The 9,347-nt window shown below is 71.5% G+C and carries 11 protein-coding genes; 8 read left to right on the forward strand and 3 right to left on the reverse strand.

What is annotated here, in order from left to right; genetic code table 11:
• Nucleotides 1-289: 289 nt before the first annotated feature.
• From VGO20_RS11920 to VGO20_RS11950, 7 genes are all read left to right on the forward strand, one after another.
• Nucleotides 290-1,321 carry a histone deacetylase family protein gene (locus tag VGO20_RS11920; protein ID WP_327502567.1) on the forward strand — a complete coding sequence of 344 codons (1,032 nt, stop codon included), beginning with the start codon at nt 290-292 and terminating at the stop codon, nt 1,319-1,321.
• On the forward strand, nt 1,312-2,409 hold the full coding sequence (locus VGO20_RS11925; RefSeq protein ID WP_327502568.1) for an ABC transporter ATP-binding protein: 1,098 nt from the start codon (nt 1,312-1,314) through the stop codon (nt 2,407-2,409). The genes VGO20_RS11920 and VGO20_RS11925 overlap by 10 nt, the downstream gene beginning before the upstream one ends.
• Entirely contained in the window at nt 2,410-3,312 is a 903-nt protein-coding gene (locus VGO20_RS11930) for an ABC transporter permease (protein WP_327502569.1), read from the forward strand.
• Entirely contained in the window at nt 3,309-4,088 is a 780-nt protein-coding gene (locus VGO20_RS11935) for an ABC transporter permease (protein ID WP_327502570.1), read from the forward strand. Before VGO20_RS11930 ends, VGO20_RS11935 begins: the two co-directional genes overlap by 4 nt.
• Nucleotides 4,089-4,110: 22 nt before the next feature.
• Nucleotides 4,111-5,160, forward strand: a complete 1,050-nt coding sequence (locus tag VGO20_RS11940) for an extracellular solute-binding protein (RefSeq protein ID WP_327502571.1) — start codon at nt 4,111-4,113, stop codon at nt 5,158-5,160.
• Between the two features lie 28 nt (nt 5,161-5,188).
• A complete protein-coding gene (locus VGO20_RS11945) occupies nt 5,189-6,079 on the forward strand; it encodes a nitrilase-related carbon-nitrogen hydrolase (RefSeq protein ID WP_327502572.1) in 891 nt (296 codons plus the stop codon).
• Nucleotides 6,080-6,199: 120 nt separating this feature from the next.
• On the forward strand, nt 6,200-6,481 hold the full coding sequence (locus tag VGO20_RS11950) for a hypothetical protein (RefSeq protein ID WP_327502573.1): 282 nt from the start codon (nt 6,200-6,202) through the stop codon (nt 6,479-6,481).
• On the opposite strand, the gene VGO20_RS11955 is transcribed toward VGO20_RS11950, so the two are convergent.
• The 3 genes from VGO20_RS11955 to VGO20_RS11965 are packed head-to-tail and all read right to left on the reverse strand — an operon-like array spanning nt 6,478 to nt 8,592.
• A complete protein-coding gene (locus VGO20_RS11955; RefSeq protein WP_327502574.1) occupies nt 6,478-7,467 on the reverse strand; it encodes a glutathione S-transferase C-terminal domain-containing protein in 990 nt (329 codons plus the stop codon). The two genes, VGO20_RS11950 and VGO20_RS11955, sit on opposite strands and share 4 nt — an antisense overlap.
• A gap of 8 nt (nt 7,468-7,475) precedes the next feature.
• Complete coding sequence (locus VGO20_RS11960; protein WP_327502575.1) at nt 7,476-8,144, reverse strand: glutathione S-transferase family protein; 669 nt, start codon at nt 8,142-8,144, stop codon at nt 7,476-7,478.
• Between the two features lie 16 nt (nt 8,145-8,160).
• Nucleotides 8,161-8,592 carry a DoxX family protein gene (locus VGO20_RS11965; protein WP_327502576.1) on the reverse strand — a complete coding sequence of 144 codons (432 nt, stop codon included), beginning with the start codon at nt 8,590-8,592 and terminating at the stop codon, nt 8,161-8,163.
• A gap of 90 nt (nt 8,593-8,682) precedes the next feature.
• Between VGO20_RS11965 and VGO20_RS11970 the strand changes: the two genes are divergently transcribed.
• On the forward strand, nt 8,683-9,347 hold a 665-nt coding region (locus VGO20_RS11970; RefSeq protein WP_327502577.1), incomplete at its 3' end, for a LysR family transcriptional regulator.

Here is a 9,347-nt window from a genome sequence, read left to right on the forward strand (position 1 = left end):
TCGGAGGCAGCGACTGGTATGCGCTGCCGGATCCCTGAACGGGGCGACCAGCGGCCCCCTCAGCCGTCGCCGCCGATCTCCGACAGCAGCGCCGGTTCCTGTTCCCGTCCTCGGAATATTCTACGGCGGCCGGAACTACGACATGGCGTTCCGCGGGACGACCGCGAATAGCCGTCCCCGGTACGCCCCCTCCATTCCACCGCTAGCCACCGCCGGAAATTCCTCTTAGGCTGGAACGATATTCCTGGGTTTCGGCCCTTCCGTCCCCTTTGTTGCGATCCCACGACCCATGCTGACCGTTTATTCCGAAGACCATCGCCGGCAGCACGGACGTGCCGAGCTGACCGGCGGCGCGCTCGTCCCGTGCTTCGAGAAGCCGGAGCGCGCCGACATCGTCCTCGACCGCGTCCGGGCCGCCGGCCTCGGCGACGTCGTGGAGCCCGATCGCTTCGGCGTCGAGCCGATCCTGCGGGTCCACGCGCCGGACTTCGTCGAGTTCCTGCGGACGTCGTGGGACGAATGGACCCGCGCCGGGCGCAGCCACGACGCGCTGCCGCTGACCTGGCTGGCGCCGGGCATGCGCCGCGTCCCGCCGCTCACGATCGACGGCCGGCTCAGCTACTACTCCTTCGACGCCGGCACCCCGATCACGGAAGGGACCTGGGCCGCGGCGACCGGCGCCGTCGACGTGGCGCTCAGCGCCGCCGCGCGCGTCCGGGCCGGTGCGCGCGCCGTGTTCGCCCTGTGCCGCCCGCCCGGCCACCACGCCGGCAGCAGCTTCTACGGCGGCTACTGCTTCCTCAACAACGCCGCCGTCGCCGCGCAGTGGCTGCGCGACCAGGGTGCTGCGCGGGTCGCGGTGCTCGACGTCGACTACCACCACGGCAACGGCACGCAGGAGATATTCTACCGCCGGGGCGACGTGCTGACCGTCTCCATCCACGCAGATCCCCGGCAGGAATACCCGTTCTTCCTCGGCCATGCCGACGAGGCCGGCGAGGGGGACGGGCAGGGGGCGAACCTCAACCTGCCGCTGCCCTGGGGCACCGCGTGGGATGCCTACCGCGCGGCGCTGGACGCGGCGCTGGCGCGCGTGCGGGACTTCGCGCCCGACGCGCTCGTCCTGTCCTTCGGGGCCGACACCTACGAGAAGGACCCGATCTCCCGGTTCAAGCTCGTCCACGACGACTACGTGCGGATGGGCGAGGCGGTCGGCCGGCTCGGCCTGCCGACGGCGGTGCTGATGGAGGGCGGCTACGCGGTCGCCGAGCTCGGCGTCAACACCGCGAACTTCCTGTCCGGGATCGACGCGTGCCTGTAGCGGCGGCCGTATCCCTGCGGGGCGTGACGCGGGTCTACCACACCGCGGGCGAGGGCGAGACGGCGGCACTCGCCGGCGTCGACCTCGACATCCTCGACAACGAGTTCTTCACCCTGCTCGGGCCGAGCGGCTGCGGCAAGACCACGCTGCTGCGCATGGTCGCCGGCTTCGACGAGCCGACGGAGGGGCACGTCCTCCTGTTCGGCCAGCCGATCCAGGGCCTGCCGCCGCACCGCCGCCCGGTCAACACCGTGTTCCAGAGCTACGCGCTGTTCCCGCATATGAGCGTCGCGGGCAATGTCGGCTTCGCGCTGGAGATGCTGGGCTGGCCGCGGGCCGAGCGCGAGGCCCGCGTCGCGGAGATGCTGGACCTGGTGCGCCTGCCGGAGCTGGGCCGGCGCAAGCCCGGCCAGCTCTCGGGCGGCCAGCAGCAGCGCGTGGCGCTCGCCCGCGCGCTGGCGCCGCGGCCCAAGGTGCTGCTGCTGGACGAGCCGCTGTCGGCCCTCGACCTCAAGCTGCGCAAGGAGATGCAGATCGAGCTGAAGCGCCTGCAGCGCGAGACCGGCATCACCTTCGTCTTCGTGACCCACGACCAGGAGGAGGCACTCACCATGTCCGACCGGATCGCCGTGATGCGGTCCGGCCACGTGCTCCAGGTCGGCAGCCCGCGGGACGTCTACGAGCATCCCCGCCACCGCTTCGTCGCCCAGTTCATCGGCGAGACCAACCTCGTCGGCGGGCGCGTGGTCGGGGAGGCGGACGGGGCCGCTTTGGTCGACCTCGACGGCGGCATGCGGGTCGCGCTGCGCGCGGACGGCGTCGGCGCGGGGCGCCCGGTGACGCTGGCGGTCCGGCCGGAGCGGCTGCGCCTGGCGGCCGGGGGCGGCGACGGCGATGGCGGCTGGCCCGGCACGGTCGGCGAGGCGGTCTATTCCGGCACGGACACCGCCTACCACGTGGCGCTCGACGGCGGCCCGACCTTCGTCGTGCGCGAGCAGAACCGGGCCGCCGGGACCGCCACGGCGGCCGTCGGCGAGCGGGTGTCGGTCGTGGTCGAGCCGGACGCCTGGCAGGTGCTGGAGGACTGAATGGCCGCTTCCCTGGACGCCCGCGGACGCCTGGGCCAGCGCCTGCTGGTCGCGCCGGCCCTGCTGGTCCTCGTGGTGTTCATGGTCGGGCCGCTCCTGCTGATGGGCTACGTCTCGCTGCTGGAGAAGGGGACCTATGGCGGCGTGCAGTGGGACGTGTTCTCGGGCGAAGCCTATGTCCGCTTCCTGTTCGAGCGCGATTTCGACGACACGCTGCTGTTCAACCCCGACTATCTGCGCATCTTCGCGCGCAGCCTCGGCCTCGCGCTGTGGACGACCGCGCTGGCGCTCGCGGTCGGCCTGCCCACCGCGCTCTACATCGCGATGCAGCCGCCGGCGCGGCGCAACCTCCTGGTCTTCCTGGTCACGATCCCGTTCTGGACCAACCTGCTGGTGCGCAACTACGCCTGGATCCTGCTGCTGCGCAACAACGGCCTGCTCGACGGGCTGCTCCGCTGGATGGGCGTGACCGACGGGCCGCTCGGCATCCTCTACACCGACACCGCGGTCGCGATCGGGCTCGTCTATTCCTTCCTGCCCTTCATGGTCCTGCCGATCTACACCAGCCTCGAGAAGATGGACTTCCGCCTCGTCGAGGCGGCCTACGACCTCTACGCCGGCAAATGGCAGGCGCTGCGCCGGATCGTGCTGCCGCTGGCGGCACCCGGCATCGCGGCCGGCTGCGTCCTCGTCTTCATCCCGTGCCTGGGCGCCTACGTGACGCCGGAGCTGCTGGGCGGCGGCAAGGCGCTGCTGATCGGCAACCTGATCCAGGGCCAGTTCGGCGTCGCGCGCAACTGGCCCTTCGGCGCGGCGCTCGCCTTCGCGCTGCTCGCGATCGTGCTGCTGGTGATGATGGTCTACACGCTGCGCTTCAAGCGCCCCGCGGAGGGCGGGCGATGACGGACCTGCGCCGCTTTCCCGGCACGCGCGCCGTAGCCTGGGCCTTCTTCGCCTATCTCTACCTGCCGATCGTCGTGCTGGTCGTGCTCGCCTTCAACGCCAACACGACGGCGACGATCTGGACCGGCTTCACCACCGACTGGTTCGGCCGGGTGCTGGCCAACGCCGACATCATGCGCGCGGCGCGCAACTCGCTGACGGTCGCCCTCATCGCGACCGCCTGCTCCACGGTGCTGGCGACGGCCGCCGCCCTCGGCCTGGCGCGCCGCCGCGTCAGGTCCGAGCGCGCCGCGACGGCCCTGATCTCGCTGCCGCTCGTCGTGCCGGAGATCGTGACCGCGGTCGCGACCCTGCTGTTCTTCGTGCTGATCGGACTGGAGCTGGGCCTGCTGACGGTCGCCCTCGCCCACACCGTGTTCTGCATCCCCTTCGCCTACCTGCCGATCCGGGCCCGGCTCGCCGGGATGGACCCGGCCCTGCTGGACGCGGCGGCCGACCTCTACGCCGGGCCGTGGCGGACGTTCCTGCGGGTTACCCTGCCGTTGCTCTGGCCGGGCGTCCTGTCGGGCGCGATGCTGGCGTTCATCATCTCGCTCGACGACTTCGTGATCACGTACTTCGTCGCGGGGGCGGGGGGAACGACGCTGCCGATCTACATCTTCGGCATGATCCGCATCGGCGTCAGCCCGGAGGTGAACGCCGTCTCGGCCCTGATGCTGGTCGTCTCGATCCTGTTCGTCTCGCTTTCTTACCTGATCGGCCGGCGCGCCGGCTGATCCAAAAACGGGAGGTTCCGTCATGATCCGCAAGCTCACGCTCTCCGCCGCCGGACTGGCCCTCGCGGCGTCCCTCGGGGCCGCGCAGCCGGCCGCCGCCGCCGGCGAGCTGTTCCTCTACAACTGGTCGAACTATTTCCCGCCGGAGCTGCTGACGAAGTTCCAGGAGGACACCGGCATCCGGGTCACGCTCGACGTCTACGACAGCAACGAGACCATGCTGGCGAAGCTCCAGGCCGGCGCGTCCGGCTACGACATCGCGGTGCCGTCCGACTATATGGTCGAGGCGATGATCAAGCAGGACCTGATCGAGCGCATCGACGCAGCCCAGCTCCCCAACTTCAAGAACGTGTCGGCCCCCCACGACAAGCCCTGGTACGACCCCGAGCGCGCATATTCCGCCCCCTACATGTGGGGCACGACCGGCTTCAGCTACGACGGCGCCCGCGTCCCCGGCAAGCTCGAGGAGAGCTGGGCGGTGTTCTTCGACCCGCCGGCGGAGCTGGAGGGCCAGACCGTGGCCCTCAACGACGAGGTGGAGCTGTTCAAGGCGGCGGCGATGTATCTCGGCATCGATCCCTGCACCGAGGACCGCGAGGACGCGTCCCGGGTCTACGACCTGCTGGCGGCGCAGAAGCCCCAGCTCGCGATGTACCAGTCCGACGGCACGATCGAGCGCATGATCGCCAAGGAGGTGATCATGCACATGCAGTGGAACGGCGCCGCCCACCGCACGCGCAAGGGACTGCCTTCCCTGGTCTACGTGTACCCCAAGGAAGGCATCAACCTGTGGAGCGACAACTTCGTCGTCCTGAAGGACGCGCCCAACAAGGAGAACGCCAAGATCTTCATCGACTGGATGCTCGACCCGCGCAACGCGGCCGCCGCGTCGAACTTCACCGGCTACATGAACGCGGTGCCGGCCTCGGCCGAGTTCCTCGACGAGGATCTGCGCTCCGACCCCGCGGTGGTTCCCCCGCCGGGCGCCGAAGCGCGCTTCAACGAGAACAAGCAGTGCTCCCAGGAGAACCGGGACCTGCGCAACCGCGTCTGGACGCGGCTGCGTTCCTGACGCCGTAAGGCCTGACACACGGAGAATCGTGGACACCTTCACCGTCGCCCTCTGGGCAACCAACGTCGCCACGCCGCCGGCCGGGCCGGCGGCGTGGCTCGCCGGCGTCGAGCGCATGGCCGGCCGCGCGCGTGATGCCGGGGCCGCGCTGCTGGCGCTGCCCGAATACGTCTCGGCCCAATGGCTGCATTGGGCGCCGCCGGACCTGGACCATACCGGCGAGGTCGCCTGGATGGCGGAGCAGGCGGCCGCCCTGGAGCCGGGCCTCGCCGGCATCTCGTCGCGCACGGGGCTGGCGCTGCTCGCCGGCACGGCTCCCGTGCCGGCGCCGCGGGGCGGCTTCTTCAACCAGGCCCGCCTGTTCCTGCCGGAAGGCGACCTCGTCCGGCAGGACAAGCTGTGCCTGACCCCCTCGGAGAAGGACCCCGACGGCTGGATGCTCGTGCCCGGCGACCGCTTCCGGGTCGTGGGCTGGCGCGGCCTGCGCCTCGGCATCGCGATCTGCCTCGACGTCGAGCTGCCGGCCCTGTCGGCCAGGATCGCCGGCCTCGGGCTCGACCTGCTGCTGGTGCCCTCCATGACCGGGCTCGCCTCCGGCCATGCGCGCGTCTTCGGCTGCGCCCGGGCGCGCGCGGTCGAGCTGTTCTGCGCGGTCGCGGCACTCGGCTGCATCGGTGACGTCCCCCGGCCGGACCGGGTCGAGGGCAACACCTCCGGGGCCGCCGTCTTCATCCCCTGCGAGGAGGCGCTGGGCTTCACCGGCCTGCTCGACCAGGTCCCCGCCGTCTCCTCCAGCGCCGATCCCGACGGGCCGATGCTGGTCGCCGGAATCCCGCTCGAACGCATCCGCGGCCTGCGCGCCGAGAAGGCGGAGGTATGGCCCGGCGCCTGGTCCGCGGAGCACGTGCGGATCGGCTGAGGCTTGGTCCATGCTTGCGGATGCGGCCTCCGATGCCCATATCGGAAAGGAACGCACACGCTTCAGGGTACCGGGCGGACGCCAGACGGCCCGACCTCCCGCAACGGAACAGGAGGCGGCATGACTGCCGACAAGCGGACTTCGGACCGCAAGCAGATCGACGCAATGACCCGGGACTTCCTCGAGAAGGGCGGCAAGATCGTGCAATGCCCCCCGGGCGCCTCGGAAGAAGTCGTCTACAAGAAGAACACCTTCAGGCGCCGCGCCAAGCCGGCCGGCGACGCGGCACCCGCCGCACCAGCCGGCGAAGCGGCGCCTGCAACACCGGCCGGCGAAGCGGCGCCCGCAACACCGGCCGGCGAAGCGGCGCCCGCCGCCCCCGAGGCCAAGTCCGAAGGCTAGGGCCGTTCTCCGGCCCCGGTGGCGGCTCCGTCGGTGGCTCGGGCGGCCTGCGGGCCTAGCGGCACGATCGCCGGGTCGACCTCGCCGAGGACGTCGTGGTAGTGGCGCCGGACATGGTCCTGCCGGACCGTGTCCGCCACGCCCGGAAGCGCCAGCAGCCTTTCCCGGTGCGCCACCAGGAACGGATACGCCGACAGCGGCCGCAGCGTGCAGCGCATCGCATCGCGGTATGCGCTCTCGAACCGCACCAGCGTGCAGAACAGGTGCCAGTCCGGCTCCGTGACCCGGTCGCCCAGAAGCCAGGCCCTTCCGTCCGACAGCAGCCCCTCCAGCCGGCCCAGCGCCGAGAACACGCCCCGGACCGCCGTCTCGTAGGCGGCTTGCGTCGCGGCGAAGCCGGCCGCGTACACCCCCTCGCACAGCTCCGGCAGCAGCCAGGCGTTCAGGGCGTCGATCTCCCCCGCGAGCGCTTCCGGGCGGAAGCGGACGCCGGCGTCGCCGCCGACGCCGTCGAACGCGTGGTCCAGCAGGCGGATGATGTCGCCGGACTGGTTGTTGACGATCGCGCCCGTCCTGCGGTCCCACAGCACCGGGACCGTGATCTTGCCGGTGTAGTCGGGAGCCGCGGCGGCATAGACCTCGTGCAGCGTGGCGCGCCCGCCGGCGTGGTCGACCGTGCTCATGTCGCTGTCGCCGAAGGTCCAGCCGTCCGGCCCGCCCCAGCGCGGATGCAGGACCGACATGCCGATCACCCCTTCCAGCCCCTTCAGCCGCCGGTACAGGATCGTCCGGTGCGCCCATGGACAGGCGTAGGAGACGTAGAGGTGGTAGCGCCCGGCCTCGGCCGGAAAGGGCGTCAAGCCGTCCGCCGAGACGGCGTGGCGGAACCGGTCCGCCGACGCCGCCCGCAGCGCCCGCAACTCCGGCCCGTCCGGCATGTCCCCCCGCCAGACGCCGTCCACCATCATCTTGACCGTTCGTGCCATTGCGGGCCTCACGCGACCAGGGTGCCGAGATGGGATGGGCGGGCGGCCAGGAAGGCCCGCAGCCGCGCCGGGTAGTCCGGCGCCACCGCGTCGCGCACGCTCGGCCGCGCCGCCAGGCGCCCGCGCCAGGCCGCGAGCTTCGGCAGCCCGTCCATGAAGCCGCCGATCCCGGCCGCCTCGAAGGCGTCGAAATACCGGAAGACCGGCCCGAACACCGCGTCCACCAGCGAGAAGGTCTCGCCCCCGAACCACGGGCCGGCGCCGAAGCCGTCCTCGACCCGGGCGAGCCGGTCCCGGATCGCCTGCCGCTTCTTCTCGAAGGTGGCTTCGTCCGGCGCGCAATAGAAGCCCGCGATCTCGTTCAGGATCGACGAGCCGAACTCCATCCACGACCGGTGGCGGGCGCGCTCCAGCGGGTCCTCGGGATGCAGGCGCGCGCCGGGGGCGGTCTCCTCGATGAACTCGCAGATGACCGAGGATTCGAACAGGACCTCGTCGCCGACCAGCAGCAGCGGGACCTTTCCCAGCGGCGAGATCGCCCGGAACCAGTCCGGCTTGTCGGCGAGGTCGATCTGGACGCGTTCGAACGGCACCCCCTTCTCGGCGAGCGCGATCGCCGCGCGCTGGACGTAGGGGCAGAGATGATGGCTGACGAGGCGCAGGTTCGGCATCGGCATGGCACGGAACTCCGGGTCAGGCGTAGGAGGCGGGGCGGGGGGCCGGAATCCGGCGCGACGGGCTCAGCGACAGCGCGCCGTCGCCGAGCATCGCCTGCACGAGCGCCAGCACCGTGAGGTAGAGCGGGTATTCCCAGCCGCCGTTCGGGTAGCCGAACATCCAGCCGTTGCCGGCATGGGCCCAGGTGGCCCCGGCCAGGATCGGCACCAGGGCGAGCGATACCCACCGCGTCTGCACGCCGAGCAGGAGCAGCACGCCGCCCGCGGCTTCCGCGGCGAAGACGAGATGGGCGAGCCAGCCCGGCAGGCCGATGGAGTCGAAATACGCGGCCGTGCCGGCCAGCGTGAACACGAACAGCTTCAGCACGACGCTGTGCGCGAGGAACATGGCCCCGAGCGCGAGGCGCAACGTCAGGGCGGCATAGGGGGCCAGTCGGTGGTCGGTCATGGTACGGGGTCTCCGGTTCGAGGTGCCCCGACGCTATGCCCGTTCCGCGATGCAAGCTATATTGGGACTTGGAAAAGGGAGCTTGCATCCATGCAAGAGCGGATCGGCTGGCAGGATTTGCGCCTCGTGCTCGCGATCGGTGCCGAGGGGACGCTGACGGGGGCGGCCCGGACGCTCGGCATCGACCATTCGACCGCTTTCCGGCGCCTGGGCGCGCTGGAGGAGCGGCTGGGCGTGCGCCTGTTCGACCGGGCGCGCGACGGCTACGCCCCGACGCCGGCCGGCGAGGCGGCGGTCCATGCGGCCGGCCGCATGGACCGCGAGCTGGGCGAGCTGGAGCGCCGCCTCGCCGGCGAGGACCTGCGGCCGAGCGGCTCGGTCCGCGTCACCACGACCGACACGCTGGTCGACGTGCTGGCGCCGGTCTTCGCGGCCTTCCGCGAGGCGTTCCCGGAGATCGTGCTGGAGATCGTCGTCACCAACGCCTTCCTGACCCTGACGCGGCGCGATGCCGACGTCGCGATCCGCCCGACCCGCCGCCCGCCCGACCATCTCGTCGGCCGCCGCACGGTCGCGGTCGCGAGCGCGGTCTACGGCGTGCCGGGCCGCTTCGACGCCGACCACCCGTCCTGGATCGGCCCGGACGAAAGCCTCGCCCATCTCGGCTCCGCGCAATGGCTGCGCGCGAGCGTTCCGGAAACCTCGATCGTCCTGCGCTCCAACACGCTGATGGGGATGCTGGCGGCGGCGCGGGC

The organism is Arenibaculum sp., assembly GCF_035998295.1.
Classification (GTDB): Bacteria; Pseudomonadota; Alphaproteobacteria; order Azospirillales; family Azospirillaceae; genus DASYHS01.